Origin of the sequence: Marivibrio sp. (assembly GCF_040218065.1) — a bacterium.
In the GTDB taxonomy this organism is placed as follows: Bacteria; Pseudomonadota; Alphaproteobacteria; order UBA8366; family Aestuariispiraceae; genus Marivibrio.
In genome coordinates this window covers 24,114-45,332 of sequence record NZ_JAVJQE010000004.1, presented here as the reverse complement: position 1 = coordinate 45,332, position 21,219 = coordinate 24,114, and the positions used below count along the sequence as shown (strand labels likewise).

At 64.7% G+C, this 21,219-nt stretch carries 17 protein-coding genes; 6 read left to right on the top strand and 11 right to left on the bottom strand.

Annotation, left to right across the window (positions count from 1 at the left end):
* Positions 1-13: 13 nt before the first annotated feature.
* A complete protein-coding gene (pyc, locus tag RIB45_RS01645) occupies positions 14-3,472 on the top strand; it encodes a pyruvate carboxylase (protein WP_350048089.1) in 3,459 nt (1,152 codons plus the stop codon).
* Between the two features lie 9 nt (positions 3,473-3,481).
* On the opposite strand, the gene RIB45_RS01640 is transcribed toward pyc, so the two are convergent.
* Entirely contained in the window at positions 3,482-5,203 is a 1,722-nt protein-coding gene (locus RIB45_RS01640; RefSeq protein ID WP_350048087.1) for an AIPR family protein, read from the bottom strand.
* Positions 5,204-5,496: 293 nt separating this feature from the next.
* Here RIB45_RS01640 and RIB45_RS01635 point away from each other — a divergent pair, with 293 nt between their 5' ends.
* Positions 5,497-5,946 (top strand): BLUF domain-containing protein, encoded by a 450-nt coding sequence (locus tag RIB45_RS01635; protein ID WP_350048085.1) that lies wholly within the window; start codon positions 5,497-5,499, stop codon positions 5,944-5,946.
* A gap of 19 nt (positions 5,947-5,965) precedes the next feature.
* On the opposite strand, the gene RIB45_RS01630 is transcribed toward RIB45_RS01635, so the two are convergent.
* The 9 genes from RIB45_RS01630 to RIB45_RS01590 form a co-directional block, all read right to left on the bottom strand.
* A complete protein-coding gene (locus RIB45_RS01630) occupies positions 5,966-6,664 on the bottom strand; it encodes a GNAT family N-acetyltransferase (protein ID WP_350048083.1) in 699 nt (232 codons plus the stop codon).
* Positions 6,664-7,545: a class I SAM-dependent methyltransferase gene (locus tag RIB45_RS01625; RefSeq protein ID WP_350048081.1), complete on the bottom strand. Its 882-nt coding sequence runs from the start codon at positions 7,543-7,545 to the stop codon at positions 6,664-6,666. Before RIB45_RS01625 ends, RIB45_RS01630 begins: the two co-directional genes overlap by 1 nt.
* Positions 7,546-7,563: 18 nt before the next feature.
* Complete coding sequence (locus RIB45_RS01620) at positions 7,564-8,307, bottom strand: formyltransferase family protein (RefSeq protein WP_350048079.1); 744 nt, start codon at positions 8,305-8,307, stop codon at positions 7,564-7,566.
* Positions 8,301-9,416 (bottom strand): N-acetyl sugar amidotransferase, encoded by a 1,116-nt coding sequence (locus RIB45_RS01615; protein ID WP_350048077.1) that lies wholly within the window; start codon positions 9,414-9,416, stop codon positions 8,301-8,303. Before RIB45_RS01615 ends, RIB45_RS01620 begins: the two co-directional genes overlap by 7 nt.
* Positions 9,417-9,430: 14 nt before the next feature.
* Positions 9,431-11,269 carry an asparagine synthase (glutamine-hydrolyzing) gene (gene asnB / locus RIB45_RS01610; protein ID WP_350048075.1) on the bottom strand — a complete coding sequence of 613 codons (1,839 nt, stop codon included), beginning with the start codon at positions 11,267-11,269 and terminating at the stop codon, positions 9,431-9,433.
* 33 nt (positions 11,270-11,302) lie between these two features.
* Positions 11,303-12,319, bottom strand: a complete 1,017-nt coding sequence (locus RIB45_RS01605) for an N-acetylneuraminate synthase family protein (RefSeq protein WP_350048073.1) — start codon at positions 12,317-12,319, stop codon at positions 11,303-11,305.
* Positions 12,320-12,336: 17 nt separating this feature from the next.
* Complete coding sequence (locus tag RIB45_RS01600) at positions 12,337-14,325, bottom strand: motility associated factor glycosyltransferase family protein (protein ID WP_350048071.1); 1,989 nt, start codon at positions 14,323-14,325, stop codon at positions 12,337-12,339.
* Positions 14,322-16,238 carry an O-linked N-acetylglucosamine transferase family protein gene (locus RIB45_RS01595; RefSeq protein ID WP_350048069.1) on the bottom strand — a complete coding sequence of 639 codons (1,917 nt, stop codon included), beginning with the start codon at positions 16,236-16,238 and terminating at the stop codon, positions 14,322-14,324. Before RIB45_RS01595 ends, RIB45_RS01600 begins: the two co-directional genes overlap by 4 nt.
* A gap of 192 nt (positions 16,239-16,430) precedes the next feature.
* The gene (locus RIB45_RS01590) at positions 16,431-17,345 is read right to left on the bottom strand and encodes a flagellin N-terminal helical domain-containing protein (RefSeq protein ID WP_350048067.1); all 915 of its coding nucleotides are present in this window, start codon (positions 17,343-17,345) and stop codon (positions 16,431-16,433) included.
* Between the two features lie 221 nt (positions 17,346-17,566).
* Here RIB45_RS01590 and RIB45_RS01585 point away from each other — a divergent pair, with 221 nt between their 5' ends.
* The 4 genes from RIB45_RS01585 (at position 17,567) to RIB45_RS01570 (ending at position 20,800) form a co-directional block, all read left to right on the top strand.
* Positions 17,567-18,601 carry a flagellin gene (locus RIB45_RS01585; protein ID WP_350048065.1) on the top strand — a complete coding sequence of 345 codons (1,035 nt, stop codon included), beginning with the start codon at positions 17,567-17,569 and terminating at the stop codon, positions 18,599-18,601.
* 46 nt (positions 18,602-18,647) lie between these two features.
* Positions 18,648-19,421: a class I SAM-dependent methyltransferase gene (locus tag RIB45_RS01580; protein ID WP_350048063.1), complete on the top strand. Its 774-nt coding sequence runs from the start codon at positions 18,648-18,650 to the stop codon at positions 19,419-19,421.
* A gap of 165 nt (positions 19,422-19,586) precedes the next feature.
* Complete coding sequence (locus tag RIB45_RS01575) at positions 19,587-20,102, top strand: flagellar biosynthesis regulator FlaF (protein ID WP_350048061.1); 516 nt, start codon at positions 19,587-19,589, stop codon at positions 20,100-20,102.
* Positions 20,099-20,800, top strand: a complete 702-nt coding sequence (locus RIB45_RS01570) for a formyltransferase family protein (protein WP_350048060.1) — start codon at positions 20,099-20,101, stop codon at positions 20,798-20,800. Before RIB45_RS01575 ends, RIB45_RS01570 begins: the two co-directional genes overlap by 4 nt.
* Here the strand turns inward: RIB45_RS01570 and RIB45_RS01565 are convergent.
* Positions 20,722-21,156 (bottom strand): flagellar biosynthesis repressor FlbT, encoded by a 435-nt coding sequence (locus tag RIB45_RS01565; RefSeq protein WP_350048059.1) that lies wholly within the window; start codon positions 21,154-21,156, stop codon positions 20,722-20,724. The genes RIB45_RS01570 and RIB45_RS01565 overlap by 79 nt on opposite strands.
* Between the last annotated feature and the right edge of the window lie 63 nt (positions 21,157-21,219).

Here is a 21,219-nt window from a genome sequence, read left to right as displayed (position 1 = left end):
AGGGATCGCCGCCATGGCCGCCAAACGAATTCGCAAGCTGCTCATCGCCAACCGCAGCGAGATCGCGATCCGCATCATGCGGGCGGCGACCGAATTGCAGATCGCCACCGTTGCGGTCTTCACCGAGGAGGACAAATACGCCCTCCACCGCTTCAAGGCGGACGAAAGCTATCTGATCGGCCGCGGGTTGGGGCCGGTGAAGGCCTATCTGGCGATCGAGGAGATGCTGCGCGTCGCCCGGGATTCGGGCTGCGACGCCGTGCATCCCGGCTACGGTTTTCTCTCCGAGAATCCGGACTTCGCGGACGCGGTGATCGATGCGGGTCTGATCTGGGTCGGGCCGCCGCCGGACGTGATGCGCGCGCTCGGCAACAAGGTCTCCGCCCGCCACGCGGCCGAGCGCGCCGGCACGCCGGTGATGCCGGCGACGGCCGCGCTGCCCGACGATCTGGACGACGCGAAGGCGATGGCCGACGAAATCGGCTACCCGCTGATGCTGAAGGCGAGCTGGGGCGGCGGCGGCCGAGGCATGCGCGTGATCGAAAGCGGCGATACGCTGAAAGAACAGGTGGACGCCGGCCGGCGCGAAGCCGAGGCCGCCTTCGGCAACGGCGAGGTTTATCTGGAGAAGCTGGTCGAGAAGGCGCGCCATGTGGAGGTGCAGTTGCTGGGCGATGCGCACGGGACCGTCGTGCATCTATGGGAGCGCGACTGCACCGTCCAGCGCCGCAACCAGAAAGTCGTGGAACGCGCGCCCGCCCCCTACCTCACCCAGGCCCAGCGCGAGGAGCTCTGCGAAGGCGCGGTCAAGCTCGCCCGCGAGGCCGGCTATGTGGGCGCTGGGACGGCCGAATTCCTGATGGACGTGAAGACGGGCGAGTTCCACTTCATCGAGGTCAATCCGCGCATTCAGGTGGAGCACACGGTGACCGAGGAGGTCACCGGCGTCGACATCGTGAAGGCGCAGCTGATGATCGCCCAGGGCGCGCGGATCGGGGACCGCGAGCGGTCCGGCGTGCCGACGCAGGAGGAAATTCAGCTCGACGGCCACGCCCTGCAGTGCCGGGTGACGACCGAGGATCCGGAGCAGAACTTCGTCCCCGACTACGGCCGCATCACCGCCTATCGCGGCGCGACCGGCTTCGGCATCCGGCTCGACGGCGGGACGGCCTATTCCGGCGCCGTCATCACGCGCTATTACGACTCGCTTTTGGAGAAGGTGACGGCCTGGGCCTGGAGCCCGGAGGCCGCGGTGCGCCGGATGGACCGCGCGCTCAAAGAGTTCCGCATCCGCGGCGTGGCGACCAACCTCGTCTTCGTCGAGAATCTGATCAATCATCCGAAGTTCCTGAAGGGCGACTACACCACCCGCTTCATCGACGAGACGCCGGAGCTCTTCAACTTCCCCAAGCGCCGTGATCGCGCGACGCGTCTGCTGCGCTTCATCGGCGACGTGACCGTCAACGGCAATCCCGAGGTGGCCGAGCGCCCCGCCCCGCCCGCGCACGCGCCGGAGCCCGTCGTGCCGGAGAATTTCGACATGCTGGGCGAACCGCCCAAGGGCACGAAGACGCTGTTGGACGAGTTGGGGCCGGAGGGCTTCCGCGACTGGATGCTGAACGAGACGCGGGTCCTGATCACCGACACCACGATGCGCGACGCCCATCAGTCGCTGCTGGCCACGCGCATGCGCAGCTACGACATGGTGAAGGCGGCCGACGCCTACGCCCGCGGCTTGCCGCAGCTCTTCTCGCTGGAATGCTGGGGCGGGGCGACGTTCGACGTCGCCATGCGCTTCCTGCATGAGTGTCCGTGGGATCGGCTGCGCGACATCCGCGCGCGCGTTCCCAACATCTTGCTGCAGATGCTGCTGCGCGCCTCCAACGCCGTCGGCTACACCAACTATCCGGACAATGTGGTGAAGCATTTCACCCGCCGCGCGGCCGAGGAAGGCGTCGACGTCTTCCGCGTCTTCGACAGCCTCAACTGGGCGGAGAACATGAAGGTCGCGATCGAGGCGGTGCTCGATACCGACAAGCTCTGCGAGGCGGCGATCTGCTACACTGGCGATTTGTTCGACCCCAAGCGCTCGAAATACGATCTCGACTATTACCTGGCGCTCGGCCGCGAGATGAAGGCGCAGGGCGCGCACATCATCGGGATCAAGGACATGGCGGGCCTCTGTCGGCCGCTCGCCGCGGAGACGCTGGTGCGCGCCTTGAAGGAGGAGACCGGCCTGCCGGTCCACTTTCACACCCACGACACCAGCGGCGTTTCGGCCGCCAGCGTGCTGGCCGCCTGCGCCGCGGGGGCGGACGCGGTGGACGCGGCGATGGACAGCTTCTCCGGCCTGACCTCGCAGCCCAACCTGGGGTCGATCGCGCTGGCGCTCGCCGACACGGCGCGCGATCCCGGCCTCGACCCGGCGGTGATCCGCGCCTTCTCCGATTACTGGGAGGCGGTGCGCGTCCAGTACACGCCGTTCGAAAGCGACCTGCGCGCCGGGGCGTCGGAAGTCTATCTGCACGAGATGCCGGGCGGCCAGTTCACGAACCTGAAGGAGCAGGCGCGGGCCATGGGTCTGGCCGAGCGCTGGCACGAGGTCGCGCACGCCTATGCGGACGTCAACCAGCTCTTCGGTGACATCGTTAAGGTGACGCCCAGCTCCAAGGTGGTGGGCGACATGGCGCTCTCGATGGTGTCCAGCGGCCTGACGGCGAAGCAGATCCTGGACCCCGACCACGATACGAGCTTCCCGGACTCCGTCATCGCCATGCTGCGCGGCGATCTGGGCCAGCCGCCGGGCGGCTGGCCGAAGGCGCTTCAGGAGAAGGCGCTCGGCGACGAGACGCCGATCACCGATCGGCCGGGCAAGCATCTGAAAGCCGCCGATCTGAAGGCGGAGAAGGCGGCCGTCGAGAAGGCGATAGACCGTAGCGTCGACGATGCGGAGCTCGCCTCCTATCTGATGTATCCGAAGGTCTTCACGGACTACGCCAAAAGGAAGCGCGAACACGGCCGCGTCGACGTGCTGCCGACGCCTGTCTTCTTCTACGGCATGGAGCCGGGCGACGAGATCACGGTCGAGATCGAGAAGGGTAAGATCCTGATCGTCCGTCTGCTCACGGTCGCGGAAGCCGACGAGGCCGGACAGCGCGAGGTCTTCTTCGAACTGAACGGCCAGCCGCGTATGGTTCGCGTGGTCGACCGCGCGCTGGCGCCGAAGGCGGCGGCGAACGAGAAGGCGGACGAAAACGACGCCGGCCACGTTCCCGCGCCGATGCCGGGGATGGTCGCGACGCTCGCCGTCTCGGAAGGGCAGAAGGTCAAGGCCGGCGACGTGCTGATGACGCTGGAAGCCATGAAGATGGAGACCGCCATCCACGCGCCCCGCGACGGGTCGGTCAAGCGGCTGCCGGTCAAGGCGGGCGCGCAAGTGGAGGCGAAGGATCTGCTCGCTGAGGTTGGGTAGACGCTATTACTAAAACTCAGCCAATAGCTCGAAGAAGTCCTGTTGCTTCGGGTTTAGCTCTGCCAGGATTCGATCTTTCGTTTTTGCACTCCTGAACATCTGATAATGCGCCACCGCCTTCTGTTGGCTGCAAGCGCTAGCGACGAGTTGCACGGCCTCTTCGACTAGTTGCTCAGCCTCCTCGCCCTGGGGGACCTCTCCAAGCCCCTTCTTTGCAAGCAAAAGGCGGCACGCGTACAGCACAAACCAATGACCGTAGATCAAATACTGATATTGATGGCCAGACTCTACCGCGGCCCCAAACTCCATGTCATATTCTTCTCTTTTTCTCTCGATTATTCGGTACAATTCAAACAATCTGATAACTGACTCTATTTCTCTTCTGTTGTTAAATACATAACGAAATTTTGAAGAAAATATTGAATCAGATTCTGTCTTCGCTTTCTCGGGCTCTCTTAAATCAAATGACAAAATGACTTGCCCTATCTTCAAAGCATCAATTCTCTTATCCTCGCTTTTATCAACATGCATATTTCTTTTTCTTTCAAAATAGTAACCCCTTTCAAGTAAGAGTATCTCCCAGTCTTTCAGTATCTGATCGTTAGCATGCAGATCTCGAGCTTGAATCCTAGCTTGGCTATTGGTGGCGACAGCAACTCTTTCCGCCACGTCTGTCCTAGACGTTGCATAAATCCTAACCAACAATGATACGTCTTCCAGAGCTTCGGGATTTTCCCGAAAAGCTGCGTACAGCGAATGCGAGGTCTGCGCACCATTAACAATTTGAAAATCTTCAAAATTTAGGACCGGATTAACGTGACTTTTGTTATACGAAAAATTTTTGCAAGTTATGGTAACGCCATTGTTCAAATACCAGAATATGTATGAAGATTCTGATGTAGCAGTCTCAATTATGTTTGCGTTGTATCCACCTTTCTCTCCGAGAAATACTCTTAGATTATCATCAAATATACTACGCTTAATTTTGCTATTGTTTTCAGTAGTGACTAGATTAATAAAGGAAATTGCATCCACTGTAGCAACTGCCCCCCTTATGTCTCCATCAGATCTTTCCAGAATCTGCTTCGCGATAACTTGTAGATTTCCCGTATTTTGCACGCGACCTTCGGCATGGAACGCGTTGACCAGATCAATGGGACCGAAATGCTCAAAAGAAACAGATGTGTTTTCTCGCGAAAATGCATCGGCAATCTTTTTTGATGATTCAGAGAGCCCACTATCATTTGAACAGAAAACTACTGAATATCTGCATATTAATCCAGCCTCATGCATACTCCAAATTCTTTTGACGTTTTCGGATAGTTTTATATTTCCAGAATTTATAAGATCTTCATTTTTATCAAAAATCATATAAAAAAAGTTTATTACCTTAAGTACTTCTGAGTCATTAATGGTCTTATTAGTATTTTCAAAATTATTTCGATATTTTGACTGAATTATAAACATTTCGACATCGTTTTCTTTTTCAATAATATGAATATAATCAATTCCAAAATCGTTGCCCCCGTCTGTCAGTCCTTCATGAAATTCGTCGATTTTTCCCGGAAACATATGGTTGAAAACTAAAAAAAGAAAAGATGTCGACTTAGTTTTAAGCTTATGTCGATCTTGCGCTTTCCCCACCCGCGAATCGATTAGTTCCCACTGTATTTTGTTTAACGCGACGGCCATCTCACCACACCCTTCTGTGACATCCACCAGGGCGCACACGATATTCTGGTTTTCTTAGAAAATCACTCTCTTTTGGACTATCCTTTGAATGTTGTTTCACCTCCCCAGGCACTGTATTCGCAGTCCAGTATCGACGTCGCTGTTAAGGCTTTCGGAGACCGCCATCCACGCACCCCGCGACGGCCCGGTCAAACGCCTGCCCGTTAAGGCCGGGGCCCAGGTGGAGGCGAAGGATCTGTTGGCAGAGGTAGGCTGAACGACCGCGCGCTAACGCTTTCTTAACGCTTTGGTCTTACGACTTACGGAGGCGATGCAGCAGCGAGGACACACGGATGGCGCGGCATTTGGTTCGGCTCACCTATTACAGCGCCGTTCCGGACGACCTGACCAAACGCGACCTGCGGGAAATACTGGCGGCCTCGCAGCAGAAGAACCGACGGCTGGAGATCACCGGCGGTCTCGGCTTCAACCGCCGGCGCTTCATCCAGACGTTGGAGGGCGACCGGGCCGCGGTGACGGGCCTGGTCCAGAAGATCTTCGCGGACCCTCGCCATACGGCGCCGGTCATCACCTCCTGCCACGAGATCGTGGATCGCGCCTTTCCAGATTGGTCCATGATGTGGCTCGGGGAAGAGCTCTTCACCGAGCAGCTGATGCGTAAATACAGTGCCAACCCGAACGCTGTCATAGATGATCTCGACGACGACCAATTGGAGCGTTTCGTCCTCGACCTCGGCCGCGAGTTGGTGCAACGCCGCCTCGACGCAGTGGTGGAGCTTTAGGGACGCCCGGCGTCGCCCCCTAGCCCTCCGGCGTCCAATGCCAGCCGATCTGCCGGTCGGCGACGCGCCAGCCGGCGCTTTCGTATAGGCGCGCGGCGGCCAGGTTGGTTTCCTGCGTGCCGGCGCGCCCGAAGCGGCGGCGCTGGCCGCACTCCGCCGCCAGCGCCCGGAGCAGCCGGCGGCCGACGCCGCGACCCTGCGCGCGAGGCGATACCGCGATCAGGTCGACGATCGCGGTCCGCTCGCGCTCAAGCGCCAGGACGAAGCCGTCCACCCCGCCGCCCGCGCCCTCGGCGATCAGCACCGTATCGGCGCGGCCGCGCACGTCGTTTTCGACCCAGGCGCGCTTAAAGGCGTCGGCGGCGGCGTTGGGTATCTGCGGGTCGGCGTGCCAGCGATCGTGCGTGAAGACCTGCACCGCGATATCGGCGCAGGCGCCGGCGTCGGACGGCTCGCCCCGTCGGACGCCCTCAAGCTCAGCGGTCTGCGGGTCGAGCGCCCCTTCATAGGTCACCAGCGTCTCCACCCGCCGGAAGCCGAATGGCGACAGATCCTGCACGGGGTCGAGGCGCGCGACGATCAACTGCACCCCGAACACCTTGGCGGCGGTCACGGCGGCGGCCGCCGCCTGCGGGTCGATCAGCCGCCAGACGGGCCCTTTCAGAAACTGCGCGTCGAACGGCTGATCGACGACGCCGGACGGCAGGCCGCCAGCCATCAACTGTGCGCCTCGCCGCATCGCCCGGGGCGCGGCGCATCGCCAGGGCGGCTCAGGAAGCCGCGCAGGGTGTATTTGCCGCTGGGCTCGACCAGACGCTCCAGCAGCTCGACCTTAAAGCCCGAGCGTTGCGCCAGCAGGGCGTAGGAGGCGGCCGAAAAGGCGCAGTAATGCTCGATCGCGAACTCCTCGCGCGCCGGTCCCTCAGGGTCCTCAAGCGCGCCCTCGGCGTCCGGCAGCTCGACATAGACGAGGCCGTGCGGCGCCAGCACTGCGTGCGCGCGGGCCAGCATGGCGACCGGGTCCGGCACATGCTCCAAGACCTTATTGAAGGCGACGAGGGAATAGCGCTGCGACAGATCCTCGCTCATGAAGTCGGCGACGATCCCCTCGACGCCCGCGACCGTCTCGGCGTGGCGCGCCGCGCGCGGGTCGGGGTCGAGGGCCGCGGCGCGCCAGCCGGCCGCGCGCATGGCGGCCGGGAAGACCGCGAGGCCGGAGCCGACGTCCAGCAGCGAGCGGCCCTCCTCCTCCGCCGCCCAGCGGGCGCGCTCCCGACAAAATCCGTCCACGAAGGCGACGCGCCCGCGATTGTCCGAGCGCTCCGGCGGCAGGTCCATGATCCGATCGAAGACCCGCCGCACGGCCGCGTCGTCGCCGTATGTGCGCGTCCAGTAATCGCCTTGATAGAGAGCGGACAGATCCATCTGGTGGCGGTTGACCACATGGCCGGTGGACCGGCTGCGCCACAGCTCCCGATGATAGGGAGCGAGACCGAAGTCTGTCTCCACCGGCGGCGGCGCGTCGAAGGTCGCCACACGCTCCCAGTCGGCGGCGTCGGTGACGGGGCAGCGGATGGCGGGCGCGTAGGCGTCGGTCATGGGCGCGCTCGGGCGGCCTCAAAGGCTCGCCGTGAACTCCCGAAACTGGCGCACGCAGCGCGTCTTCAGGACCGCCGGCATGAAGGAATAGTAGCGGCCGATATAGAGTTGCGGCTGGCTGATGAACTGCCCGTAGTCGCGCAGCATCTCAAGCGCCTGACCGGTGATCTCGACGCAGACGTCGGTGTTGGCCTTGCGCAGCTGGTAGAGCTCCATGCCGCGGGTAATGGCGATCGGCATCTTCATGACCACGCCGCCGCGATCCAGTTCCGGGCGCACGCGATGCAGGGTCGTCACCAGACCGCGGAAGTCGGCGTGATAGACGGCCCACAGATGGGTGTCCAGGCCGCGGTACTTCTCCGGATCGGCGCCGTGCAGGTTGACGATGCGTTCCGGCGCGACGTCGATCACCTCTTGGCGCAGCTTGCCGGTGCCAAAGACGACCAAGGCGTCGACGTCCGCTCGCCGCATGCTCGCCACAGCGTCCGGGTCGTTCAGATCGCGATAGGTCTCAACCTCCGCGAAATCGCCCAGCGCCGGCGTCCGCCCGTCGAACCACTCGGCGCATTCATAGGCGTCGCGCTCATCCTCGAACGGATGATGCGTCTCGAAGTCGGCTGAAATCGGGCGCCGCTCCTCGTACACTCTGGCGACGTCGAAGCGCCCGGCCAATTGCTGAACGAAGCGCGCGTGATGCGGCGTCTCGGTCGTCAGGATCGCGATGCGCGGCCGGCCGCGCTCCTCGCTTTCTTCGCTCACCATTCCCACCCCTCGATCAGGAAGCCGGGGATCTTCCAAACCCCGTCTTTCTGGACCCATATATCGCGATTGCGGAAGCGCTCGGCCGTGTCCCAGAACCAACTCTCGGGCCGGCCGGCGAAGGCGCAGAAGCGTCGGACGTCCTCCTCCGGCGCCTGCACCCCCATCGCACGCACAGTCGCGATCGCTTCATCGCGGGTCATGTCGCCGCGTCGGATCTGGACCGACAGATTGTCGAACGCCCGCGTTATCCCGAACTTGTACCACTTCAGAAAGTGGTGCAGCGAGATGAAATGGCAGTCGATGTCCGCGAACGCCCAGGATCCCGTCTTCAGGTCGCTTTCGTCGTGGGCGAAGCCGTGGGCGGCGGCGATGCGCGTGTTCTCGAAGCTGTCCCACTTGAAGAAAGCGCCGAGGAAGATGGAGCGCACGTCGTAATCCGGGTCGCTGGGAAAACGATAAGGAACCAGATCCGCCGGCGTCAGCCCTTGCTTGCCGATCCAAAAATCCGCATCGGTCGATTGCAGGCAGCCGTGCTTGGCGAGCCAGGCGGCGTCGAGCGTGTCGGCCAGACGCTCCAATTCGTTTCCGCCATATTCCAACTGCGGGTTCTCGCCCCAGACGATCATGGGGATGCGCAAGCGCACCGCCAGCGAGATCGGGATCGCGAACAACGCCATATGCATCGGCAGGCCGGTCGCGCCCTTCTCCTCATAGGCGGCGATCATGAACTTGCGCTCGACCTCCGGATCGATCGTGTAGTCGATGTGATCGACCCCTAGCTTCTGGATCATGCGGTCCAGGTTGCGCTGGCCGATCTCGGTGCGCGCGGGCGTGCGCCAGGTGACGCCCAGCGGCTTCAGCCCGTATTCCTTCGCCTTGATGATCTGATACCAGCTGTCCTTGCCGCCGGAGACGGGCACGATGCAGTCATAGCCGCCGCTGCGCGCCTTGGCGTCCGCGACCAAGGTGCGGAACGCCCTTTCCCGCGCCGCCCAGTCGATCTTCCCCTCCTTCTCCTCATGCCCGCGGCAGCCGGTGCAAACGCCGTCAGCGTCGATTTCGACGCCGGGGCGCGTGTCGGGCAGTATGCAGCGCTGACAGTATTTCATCGCCCCTCAAGTCCTTACGGCCGCCAGGCGGCCCATTGATCGAGGAAGAGTTTCGCCGCGGTCAGCGAGAAAAGAAACTTGCTCTCGCTGTTGAGCGCGACATCGTGATCGAGCAGCCCTTCGAACGCCGCCTTGTCGACGATGTCGAACAACGGTCCGCCGTCCAGCAGCCGCGCGCGCACGGCAGGGTCCCTGAAGTCGACGAAGCTTGTGACCGGCGCGTTGATGCCCTGCTTGCGCGGATTGTCCAGAATCGCGTCGTCGACCAGCCCGCGCCCGGCTTCGCGCAGCAGATATTTCGGCAGGCCCTTCTGCACGAGATGGCGGTCGGGCACGGTGAACAGGAACTCCGCCAGATCGCGATCCAGATAGGCGGCGCGGTTCTCCACCGACCAGCGCATGGCGGCCAGATCGTCGTCATGCAGCATGACCGGCACGGTCTCGTGGAACAGTTCGTTGAGGAGCCGATTGCGGATCGGGCTGTCGGCATAGCGCGTCTCGGCGTGCGGCTCGTCGAAGGGCGCGCGCAGATAGCCGGAAAACCGCTCCCTGCCGAGAAATATGTGCGCGCGTCGGTCCGGCTCGCGGATGAAGGCGCAGGGGTCCTGCAGTTCCGGATTGCGTACGAAGCGACCGTAGGTGGCGCGCCAGCCTTCGACCAGCCGCTCGAAATCCGGCGCGTCCCGCATCGCCGCCAGCCAGAACAGGTAATGGTCGTAATAGCCGGTGAAGAGTTCGTCGGCGCCCGTGCCCCCCAACGCCATCTTGAAGCCGGCGTCGTGAATCGCCTCGCTCACCAGCCAATGCAAGTAATAGGAGATCGTCAGCGGCGGCCCGTCGAAATAGGCGATCATATCGTCCAGCCGATCGAGGAAGTTCTCGCGCGGGATCGGGATCTGCACGCTCGGCAGCTGCAGGCGCCGGAGGGTCGCGTTGATCGCCGCCGTCTCGTCGTAGCGCGGATCGTCCTCGACGATCGAAAAGCAGGTGACCGGATGCTGGTGGACGCCGGCCGCGACGCCGGCGATGACGTTGCTGTCGATCCCGCCGGACAACCGGATCGCGGCCGGCACGTCGGCGCGCAGGCGCATGCGGATCGCGCGATGCACCGCCTCGCGAGCGCCTTCGATCGCCTGCTCCGCCGTCATCAATTGGTCGGGCCTGTAGGAGAGGGTCCAGTAGGTCTTCGGCTCCGGGGCGTGCGGCCGGTCGATCCGGGCGAGCGAGGCCGGAGGGAAATCGCGCACGTCGGCGTAGAAGGTGCGCCGCACCGTCAACAGCCCCTTGTAGCCGTTGACCAGATACCGGCGCAGCTGATCCTCGTCGATCCGCGGGCGTTCGCCGGTCAGCGCGGCCAGCACCTTGATCTCAGAGGCGAAGACCAGCGCGCCGTCGGCGCCGCGCATCCAGTAGAGGGGCTTTTCGCCAAAGCGGTCGCGGGCGAGGACCAGGGTCTCGGCCGCCTCGTCCCAAAGCGCGAAGGCGAACATTCCTTCAAAGCGCTCCAGCGCCCCCTCCCCCCAACGCCGCCAAGCCTCCAGCACCACTTCCGTGTCGCCGCCGGTGCGGAAGGCGGCGCCGTCGGCCTGCAGCGTCGCGCGCAGCTCCGGGAAATTGTAGATTTCGCCGTTGAAGACGAGCGCCAACCCGTCCTTCACGAACGGCTGGCCCGAGCGCGCGGCGAGGTCGACGATGGAAAGCCGCGTGTGCAGCAGCGTCAGCCGCCCGGCCGCCGCGTCGGCCCGATAAACGCCCGATCCGTCCGGCCCGCGATTGGCCATCAGCGCCAGCGCGCGGCGCTCACGGTCCGGCGTCAACGGCTCAGCGGCGAAGCGGCCGGCTATGCCGCACATGACGAAAGGCTCCTCGATGCGGCCGAGCGACGCTCAGCCATCCAGCATGCTTCGCTTCAGGACGCCGCCCTTTGCAAGCGGCGCCGTGAGCGTGCGACCGACGACGGTTTCGACGTCCAAGGCGGGCACTTCGCTCGCCGGGCGGGCGAACATCAGATCGTCCCGCGTCAAGCGCCGGCCGGCCGCGAGGTCCCGCGCCGCGATCACGCCCTTGCGGATCGCCGCGATCGCGGGGATTTCGCTCGCCTGGGGGATCTTCTCGCCCGTCCCGCGCGCGGCGCGCGCCTCAGGGATGGCGCGCGCCAGATACGCCATATCCGCCGGATCGGCGGACAGGCTGTGATCGCGGAACTCCCGCCCCTCCTTGCGGTCGGTGAAATGCACCTCGACCACCTGCGCGCCCAGCGCGACGGCCGCGATAACCGCTTCGGGCCCGATCACATGGTTGGAATAGCCGACGGCGACCGGCGCGAAATGCGCCGCCAGGGTCGGGATCGCCGTCAGGTTCGCCTCCGACATCGGCGTCGGATAGGCGCTCACGCAATGCAGGATCGCCAGACGCTCGGCCAGCGCCGCCTCGCCCGCGACCTCGCGGACCCAGCCGACGGCGCGCTCGACCTCGGCCAGCGTCCCGCCGCCGGTCGACAGCAGCACCGGCTTGCCCGTCGACGCCGCCGCCTTGATCGTCTCCGGGAAGGTCAGATCGCCGGACATGATCTTGATCGCGGCCCCCAACTCGGCCAACAGCGGCACCCAATCCTCGGTGACGGGGGTGGACAGGAAGGCGACGCCGGCCGCCTTCGCCTCCGCCGCCAGGCGGCGATGCGCCGCCTCGTCGAGCGCGAAGCGCATGACCCGCGCGAGACGGTCCGGGTCGTCCGTGGAGACGAAGCGCTCCGCCGTGTAGCTCTGGAACTTGACCGCGTCCGCCCCCGCTGCGGCGGCGAGACGGAGCAACTCCGCCGCCTTGTCGGGGTCGCCCTCATGATTGACCCCGATCTCGGCGATGAGCGCGGTCTCGCGGCTCAGATCTTTGCCGAACAGATGCATGGGCGCCTCCGCCTTTCCTAGAGTTCGGCGACCAGTTCGTCGATCAGCGCGTCGAAGTCGCCCTTCAATTGGGCGATGCGGTCAGCGCTGCGCGCGCTCACTTCGTCCAGGAAGGCCTCGCGCGCCTCCTCCGGCAACCGGCGCACGACCACATAGATGAACTGATAGAACATCAGGCTCGTGCCCCAAAGATAGGCGTATATCGTCTCGTCGATCGGCCCGTCGCCCAGCGCCTTGAACATGTCCTTGATCGCATCGAACAGGGCGACTGGATCGCGGACCTCGCGGAACAGGGCGACCAGATCATCGATGAACAGCGCCATGCGGCGTTGCAGACGACGCAACTCCTCCGCGTCGAAGCCCTTGTAACCGCCGCCCGCCTCCAGCGTGTTGGCGACGATCTGGAGGTCGCGGGTTTTCTGGGCGGGCTCGTTTTCGATGCGGGCGACGTGCGGCAGCTTCGGGATCGTGCCGTCGATTCGCGCCCCGTCGCTGAGATTGACGACGCGCGTCCCGGCGAACACGCGCATCAAGTTCGCCATGTACATCGACGCATAGAGAAAGCTGGCGTTCGCGAAGACGGTGCCGCCCAGACTGCCCGGGCGGCGGATCGGATACTTACTGGCCTCGCGATGGTCGGGGTGAGTTTCCAGAAAGGTTTCGTCCGCCATGTAGATCGATTTCTTGGAATGGTGACGCTTCGGGTCGCGGCTCCCGAGATCGACGCCGACCAGATAGATCTCGCGGAAGCCGAGCGTGAGGGCCGAGCGCACGGCCGCGTTCGAGACTGTCGGCGCGGCCAGCAGCAACGGACGCTGATCGCGCCCGAAATAATGCGTCGCGGTGACCGAATCCCGGAAATACAGGTAGCGTTCGTCGAACAGGGCCGGCACGCCGGGATCGACCGTATTGCAGGCGATCAAGGTGACGCCGCTCAGGTCGTGGGTCTCGGCAAGTCCGCTCAGGATTTCCAAGGGTCCCGGGGTGTTCTCCGTGTCGACGTGGAAGTCCGGTTTGATGCCGTAGCCCAGCAGCGCGCCGAGCCCGGTCCCGCAACTGATGATCACGGCCCGCTCCCGGTTGGCGCGCACAAAATCGATCGCGGTGTCGACCGACGGCCCGGAGGCGACGACGATCACAGGGGTCTTCACCATCAACCGCCGCCTGTCCTGCAGCAGTTTGTGCTCGTGTCGGCGCAAATTGCGGAAGCAATTGCGCAGCATGATGAGCTCGTCCTCGAAGAACCCCGGATTCGCCGCGATCACCGGCAACCGCTGAACCAGCTCGTCCAGCACGCCGCGCGTGAAGCTCGACTGGTAATGCAGCAGCATGTAGCTGCCGTCGATCAGTCCGAAATGATGATTGCGCACGTGGATGTACAGCTCGTTGGCCGCCATGTACTGATCGCGCGCGAGGATAACCTTCATGGATCCGCCGCGGCTCTCCAGCAGATCGCGCCAAGCCGCCCAATCCGCGGTCTCCAGCGAATGGCGCAAAAACTCCGGATACCGCTCGACGATCACGAGATTGCGGACCGGCAATTCTTCCAGCAGCCGCTCCACGCCGAGCCCGAGTCCGAGCCCGAGCATGATCAGATAACCGCCGTCGCGGTCAGGCTTGACCGCCGGCTTGAGGTCGCGCTCGTCCATCCAGACCAGCATGTCGTTAACGACTTCCTGGTTGCACAGGATCGTATCGAGCTGGGTCTTGTAACCTGGCATCTCGATGCGCCGCGGCTTCTCCAGGAAGCTCTCCACCTGCTTTGCGCTATAGCTCTCGGCGTCTTCGTCGTAGAAGGCGGCGTGGCCGAGATCGATGTTCAGGTCGCCTTCCTCGACCGAGCCGACAATCCGGCTGATCGGACTCTTCATGGCCGCGATCTGCTCGGCGATCGCGGGCGCGGTCTCCTCGAGCACCGCCAGATTGGCGGCGAAGCGGGCGCTCGGCCGATCGTCTAGGCCGCCGGTCCCCGCCTCGCCCAAATCCAAGGGGAAATCGCTGCTCATGCCGCCTCTCCTCGCGCCACGTAGCGGCGGTAGGCGTCCGCGAAGACTGCGCCCAGCGCCTCGCCCCAGCCATTCAGGAACTCATGCCCGAGGGCGGCCTCGCGCGCGGCGTCCGCCCGCTCGCGCGCCCTCTCCCACCGCGCCGGATCGCGAAGGGCCTCGGCCGCCGCGGCAATCGTTGCGGCGGCGTCCGGAAAAACGACGTCCGCCAATCCCATCGCGTGCAGGAAGCTTTCGACCATCCGATCGCCCGGAAGACGGCCGCGGGCGGCGAAAATCGGCGTCCCCGCCTCGAACGCCTCGGCGAGCGCCTGCGGCCAGGGCGGTCCCGCATGCACCAAAGCGCCGGCCGCGGCCAATCGTTCGGCCCCGCGCCGGAAACCGAGAGGGGCGATCTCGACCCGCCCTTTCAGCGGCCCTTCCGACAAGGCCGCCTCGACGTCCGCGGCCGCTTCGGCGCCGCCCAGCCGGTCGGCGCTGAACAGCAGTCTCAGATCCGGCGACGCCTTCGCGGCGGCCGTCAAGGCCTCGATCACCGGCTCCGTCAGGTCGGCGGGCGTCGCGCAGACCGCCAGCGTGGGCGCCGGGGCGTCCGGCCCCTCCGGAGCGGCGACCAGCGGAAGCCGGAACAACCCGCCCTCGACGCGCAGCACGTCCGCCCCGCCCTCCGGCGGGTCTTCGTCGGCCGGGTGCAGGACCGCGTCCCCCAACACCGCGTCGAAGCCCAACGCATCGGCCGATTCCGGCAGACCGGCCAACTGCAAGGCGCAGGGCGCAGGACGGCGCATGAACAGCGAGGGCCGCGCCCCAGCCCCCGTCGCGTCAAGATCGACGAGGATATGAACGCCGTCGTTGCGGATGATGGCGTCCAACGTCAGATCGTCGATCTCCCGCGCGTCGACCCAGGAAGCGACCGCCCCTTGCAGTCGGCGGGCGACCGAATCCTCCACCAGATCGTTGGCGTAGACATAGACAGCCGCATTCGCGATGCGTGCGGCGTTCAGAACGGGCCAAAAGAAGTCCAGACCGCCGCGCAAGCTGAACCGCGAGGTCACGAGCCCGATCTTCAGCGTCCCGCGCTCGACCGCCCGCGAGGGCAGCTGCGAATCGGCGCGCGGCGGGAACGTATCGCCCAGCGTTCGTTGCGCCTGCGCCACGAAGGCGCGCGGCGTATCAGGATCGCGGGCCATGTCGCCGACCATCAACGCCAACGCGGTCGGATCTATGCGCCCTTCGGCCAACATCGCGTCGTGGATGGCGCGCGCCGCCTCGAACCGGCCCAGCGCGCACAGGCAGCCGGCGGTCAGCGCCTCGTCGCGCGGGCTCGCCGCGCCCAACTCGTTGATACGGCGCAATGCGATCAGCGCCGGACCGGCGCGTCCGATCTCCATCAACCGTTCGGCGTAGTCGCGCCAGGCCTCGGGCGCGGTCTCGCGCGCTTCGGCCTGGCGGCGATACATCTCCACCCCCTCGTCCACCGCGCCAAGCCCCAACAATTCGGCGCCGCGGGCGTCGTAATTGGGCTCGGAAATATTCAGAAAGGCCTGTTCGAAGCCGCCGAACCAAGCCGGAATCAACCCCTCGATCACCGGATGCGGAGGAATGGAGGCGGCGAGCTTGCCGTAGAAAAGACTGTCGCCCAGTCGACCAAGCTTGGCGTAGGCCACAGCCAACGCGTCGGCGAACTCCCGCACGTTCGGGCCGAGCTCATGGGCCAGTTTCAGCAGTTCCAGGGTGCGCGAGGGCTCGTCCATGCGCGCCGCGATCAGCCCCAGCAGATAGACCGCCTCCGGGGCGTTGCCGTAGCGCGACAGGATCTCTTCGGCGAGCGCGATCCCGCGATCCGTCGCCCCCTCGCCGATCGCGGCCAGCGCCTCTTCCACCAACGCCTTATAGGCTGTCGCATCCGTCATCTTGCGCCGCCCCGCCTTATGGTCCCGCCTTTTGACAACGCCGTCCCGCGCCGTTTCGACTTTCGCTTCCGAGCCCTAGCCGGATTCGTCGCCGTCCGCCAGCCGGGCGCGCTCGCCTCCGAAACGGAAAGGGGCCCCGGCGCATGACGCCGGAGCCCCGTCCCAACCCAAAGGTTACGACCGATCGGTCGATTACTGCAGAAGCGCCAGAATGGCCTGCTGCTGCTGACCGGAAATCGCCAGCGACTGAATGCCGAGCTGCTGACGGGTCTGCAGGGCCACCAGGTTGGCGCCTTCCTCGTTCAGATCCGCGAGCGTCAGCTTGTCCGAGCCGATCTCGAGCTCGTTCACGTAGTTCTCCGTGAAGTCGAGGCGGGTCTGCAGGATGGCGACGTTGGAGCCGAGCTCGGCGGTCGTCGCGCGAAGCCGGCTAATCGCCGTGTCGATCCGGTTGATCATGGTCGACGCGAAGGACACGGCCGAGTTGTTCTCGCCCATGGTGGTGAACAGACCGCCCGAGAGGCCGAGCGCGGACGCCTGGACGGCCGTGCCGCTCGCCGAGAAGAAGGCGACGGTGAACAGCGCGCCGAGCGAAAGCCCCTGGCTGGCCGCGGTGGCGATCAGGTTCTTACCCGAAACCTCGATCTCGGACGCCGTGCGGACGCCGAAGGAGATCTCCAGCTTCGAGTTCGTGTTGTTGAGCAGGTTCAAGCCCTGATAGGACGCGTCTTCCACCAGCTGGTAGATCTGCAGCGAGATCTCTTCGAACTGGCGGTTGGCGGCCTGCCGCTCTTCGGTCGACTGCGACTTCGAGGCCTCGACCACACCTTTGAGCTGCTTGAGCAGCGAGTCGATGGACTCGGCCGCGTTCAGGGCGGAGTTCAGCGAGCTGATGCCCTGGTCGATGCCGTCTTTGCGCAGGTTGAAGTCCGCCGCGCGGTCCGTCAGCGCCTTGGCGCGGAAGAAGTTAACGGCGTCGTCGACCACGCTGTTGACCTCTTTACCGGTCGACAGACGGGTCTGGGTGCGCTCGGAAAGCGACTGGGTGCGCTGCAGGGAGAGCAGGGACTGCCGCTGGGCGGAAGTCAGAGCGATATCGTTCGACATGGGTCAAATCCTTTCTGGATTGCGTCGTCGTTTATGTCCGCTCGAACGATGCGCCTTCTGCACATCTGACATTCGAGCACCGCCAAGAAGTCCTGAAAGCGCGTCCGAAGTCAAGCGGTTTTTTTCAAGGCGCGACCGATCGCCCCCGCGCTCCGCAGTGGCACATGCTTTGCTTATCCGGTACGGGCCCGCGAAGGCGGGCGGCATCAGGAGAGACCAGAATGGTTGACCGCATCAGCACCTCCGGCGCGCTGCTCAACAGTTTGACGTTGTTGCAGCGGAACACCGTCAATCTCGATCAACTGCAGTTCCGGGTCGCGACCGGCCGAAAATTCGCCGAGCTCAAGCTCTACGGCAACGACGCCCCGCGGATTGTCGATCTGAAGGCCGAGATCTCGTCGCGCCAAGCCTACATCCGCTCGATCACGTTGGCGGAGGGCATCACGCGCTCGTACGACGCAGTGCTCGACCGATTGGCGGACGTCGCGGGCGAGATCATCGACGCCTCGGAGCCGATCTCCCCTGACGACCCCAGCTTCCTGACCGACACGACCGTGGTCGCCAACAATCTGATGCTGGAGATCGAGGCGAACCTGAACGTTCGCATCGGCGACCGGTTCATTTTCGCCGGCACGCGCTTCGACACCGCGCCGGTGCAAGACATCCGCGATCTCGCCCTCTATAACGAGGACGATTTCCCGATCGTGGCCAACACGATCGAAACGGCGAACGAAATACCGGAGTTCACGGTTCAGCGGACCAACGGGCCGATCACGCAGAGCTACCACACGAGCTTCGCCGGCGCCGACACGATAGACGCCGAGGCCTGGCGCAAGACGACGCTCACGATCAGCGATCAACAGCGGCTGGAATACGGCATCACGGCCACTGATTCCGCGTTTCAGAATCTGGTCGAAGCGGCCATGCGCCTGAAGTCGGCGACCGACCGAAACGCCAATCTGACCGTCGATCAGCGCGAGACGTTGCTCGGCAACGCGCGCTCGGCCGCCGAACAGGCGCGTGTCGAACTGCGCCAGCTTCAGAGCACCAACGGCGCTGTGATCAACCAGTTCGATCGGATGGTGACCCAGCACGAGAATTTCATCAGCATCAGCCAATCCGCGCTCGACGAGATCGAGGGGGCCGACACCGCCCAAGCGGCGGTGGAGATCAGCGCGCTGCAGACCCAGATCCAGGCGTCCTTCACCACCATCGCCCGGCGGGCGCAGCTGAGCCTGGTGTCGTTCCTGAACTGACGGGACTGCGGCGCGGCGAGGACGGGTTTAGGCGAAAGGGAGTTCGGTGTTCGGCGAAAGTCTGCACAAGCCCGTCTGGCGGGCCGTCGCCGGCGCGGAATTGACGCCGATCGCCGAGCGCGCGTTTCCGGCGCTGCAGGCGTCGCGCGATTGGGCGCGCTACCGTTCGGCGGTCGATCCGCTCTACGGCCGATGGCTGGCGAAGAACGGTCTGACCCGCTCCGCCTTCGGGCCGCAGGATCTCGAATCGAACCAGACCGCTCGCGCGACGCTCGCCAATTCCGTCGGGGAGGAGAAGTTCGTCTTCATCGAGCCCTGGGTCGTCCAGATGCTCTATCCGGTGCGCCTGTTGAACCTTCACAAGAGCGAGGGGCTGCGCATTCTTGATCTGGGCAGCGGGGGCGGCCATTTCTCGCTTCTGTGCGAGGTCTTGGGCCATGACGTCTTGGGCGTCGACCTCAGGAACGAGACCTTCGATACGATCTGCGAGGCGCTCGGCGTGCGGCGCAGGATCGCAACGGTGACGCCGACCTATTTCGACGAGAAGCCGGAGCGTTACGATTTGATCCTCGGCTTGCGGGTGAATTTCAACATCGTCGGCGAGTCGGTTTGGGAGGAAGAGGCTTGGACGCATTTCGTCGAAACCGCCGTACGTCGGTTGACGCCCGCGGGCCGCTTGGCTCTGTTGCTCAACACGCAGCCGAACAAAACCGGCCCCACGGTCAAGAACAGACGGCTGCCGGCCCATTTGCTGCGCTTGGGCTTCAGCCTCCACGCGATCGACAACAGTCCCTTCATGGTGCGCCGGAACGCTTCGTGAGCCCGCGTCGGGAGCGCGCCCAGCGGGCCGGCGCCCGGCGTTAACCCGCGCTTTACGAAGGACGTATACGCTGCCAGTATCCCGCGGAAGAGGCCGCGGGCGCAGGCGAAGACGAAATCGGCCGCCGCCCAAAGCGCCGGCCCCGAGTGGATACGGGATCGCAACGTGAATACACCCTACGCCAGCCAGCAACGACAGGCGTTGAACAACGCCCCGCCCCAAGCGGCGGAAGGCTGGGCGCTGATCGAAATGGCGCGTCGCATCGACGAGGCCAAGCGCGCCGAGCCCGGCTCGGAGCGCGACGCCCAGCTGACGGACCTTGTGCGCCGGAACTGGCGGATGTGGACGTTGCTGCAGGCCGCGCTGGTCGATCCCGAGTGCACCGTTCCGCTTGAGATCCGGCAGAATTTACTCAATTTGTCGAACTTCATCGACAAGCGCTCGGTCGATCTGCTCGCGGAGATGGACGCGGCCAAGCTCGACGTCCTGGTGAACATCAACCGTCAGATCGGCGCCGGCCTGATGGGCAATCCGTCAGACGACCCCGCGGAAGCCGCGCGCCTGAAGGCGGAGGCGGCGGAGCGTCAGAAGGCCGTCCCAGACGAGGCCGAAGCCGCCGGCGCGCCCGCGCCGAGCGCGCCGACAACGCCGGGCGACGCGACCACCGATACGGAAGCGTGAGCGGCCGCGTCCTGCTTCTGATGAAGGGGCCGGAGGCGGATTTCTTCCGCGACCTTCTGCGCCGCGCAAACCCGACGCTCGCGATCAGCCACTGCCCCGACGTCGACAGTCTGACGGCGTGTGCGAAGAGCGCGACCGATAAGGCCGCCTCTTCGCGTCCGCGCGCCCGCCTGATCGCCTTCAGCACGCAGGTCGTAGCGCCCCGCGCGATTCTGGAACGGCTTTCCTACAACGCCTACAACTTTCACCCGGGGCCGCCGGACTACCCCGGCAGCAAGCCCTCGGCCTTCGCGATCTACGAAGGGGCCCGCAATTTCGGCGTCACGTTGCACCGGATGGCCGCGCGGGTCGACAGCGGCGAGATCGTCGCCGTGGACCGGTTCCCGATCGCCGACGCCGCCAGCGCGCGCGACGTCGCGATCGAAGCCTACGGACGGATGGCAAGGCTCGCGCTGACGGCCGCGCCTGCGTTGGCGCAGGTGGACCGGCCGCTGCCGCCGGACGGTTCGGTTTGGCGCGGCGTCAAACGTCGGATGGCGGATTACGAGGCGCTTCGGGTGATCACCCCGGGCCTGTCGCAGTCGGAGGTGGCGCGACGCTTCGCCGCCTGCGACGGAATTTATTGTCCGCTTCCCTCCGGCGCGGCGGCGGATGAAGCGGGGGCGGCCCCGATGGATCCCAACCGCTCGGCCTCGTGATCAATCAGCTCCTGCGTCGCGCGCAGCGCATTGTAGAGTTTGTCCTGATCGATCATCGCCTCGATCTTCCCGGCGATCTCCGCCGCGCTCGGCGCCGCGTCGCGGTATTGATGCAAGAACTGCCGGGCGTGCTCGGCGTAGCGCGGGCGCTCGTCGTCGAACATGTAGGCGCATTGCAGCGCGTAATAGACGCGGCGCGCCGGGGTGCTGGCGTCCGCCTCGCTCATCACCTCCTTGCGGCGCAGCACGTCCGCGCGGTTGTGCAGCACGATGGTGGTGGCGTCGCCGGCGTTCTCGATCACCGCCCCGTTTACGATGATGCGCTCATTGGCGGGCAACTTGATCCGAAGCGGCATGGCGGCTCTCCTGTTCGGGCGCACAGCGTCGGCGCGTCGATGCGCCCGCACCCGTCCTTCCCG

Excerpts from the sequence above, each read along its gene's own strand:
- RIB45_RS01595 (WP_350048069.1), bottom strand. The coding sequence starts at position 16,238 with ATGACGGATGCGACAGCCTATAAGGCGTTGGTGGAAGAGGCGCTGGCC.
- RIB45_RS01615 (WP_350048077.1), bottom strand. The coding sequence starts at position 9,416 with ATGAAATACTGTCAGCGCTGCATACTGCCCGACACGCGCCCCGGCGTC.
- pyc (WP_350048089.1), top strand. The coding sequence starts at position 14 with ATGGCCGCCAAACGAATTCGCAAGCTGCTCATCGCCAACCGCAGCGAG.
- RIB45_RS01625 (WP_350048081.1), bottom strand. The coding sequence starts at position 7,545 with ATGACCGACGCCTACGCGCCCGCCATCCGCTGCCCCGTCACCGACGCC.
- RIB45_RS01620 (WP_350048079.1), bottom strand. The coding sequence starts at position 8,307 with ATGGTGAGCGAAGAAAGCGAGGAGCGCGGCCGGCCGCGCATCGCGATC.
- RIB45_RS01585 (WP_350048065.1), top strand. The coding sequence starts at position 17,567 with ATGGTTGACCGCATCAGCACCTCCGGCGCGCTGCTCAACAGTTTGACG.
- RIB45_RS01630 (WP_350048083.1), bottom strand. The coding sequence starts at position 6,664 with ATGGCTGGCGGCCTGCCGTCCGGCGTCGTCGATCAGCCGTTCGACGCG.
- RIB45_RS01600 (WP_350048071.1), bottom strand. The coding sequence starts at position 14,325 with ATGAGCAGCGATTTCCCCTTGGATTTGGGCGAGGCGGGGACCGGCGGC.
- asnB (WP_350048075.1), bottom strand. The coding sequence starts at position 11,269 with ATGTGCGGCATAGCCGGCCGCTTCGCCGCTGAGCCGTTGACGCCGGAC.
- RIB45_RS01590 (WP_350048067.1), bottom strand. The coding sequence starts at position 17,345 with ATGTCGAACGATATCGCTCTGACTTCCGCCCAGCGGCAGTCCCTGCTC.
- RIB45_RS01605 (WP_350048073.1), bottom strand. The coding sequence starts at position 12,319 with ATGCATCTGTTCGGCAAAGATCTGAGCCGCGAGACCGCGCTCATCGCC.
- RIB45_RS01635 (WP_350048085.1), top strand. The coding sequence starts at position 5,497 with ATGGCGCGGCATTTGGTTCGGCTCACCTATTACAGCGCCGTTCCGGAC.
- RIB45_RS01565 (WP_350048059.1), bottom strand. The coding sequence starts at position 21,156 with ATGCCGCTTCGGATCAAGTTGCCCGCCAATGAGCGCATCATCGTAAAC.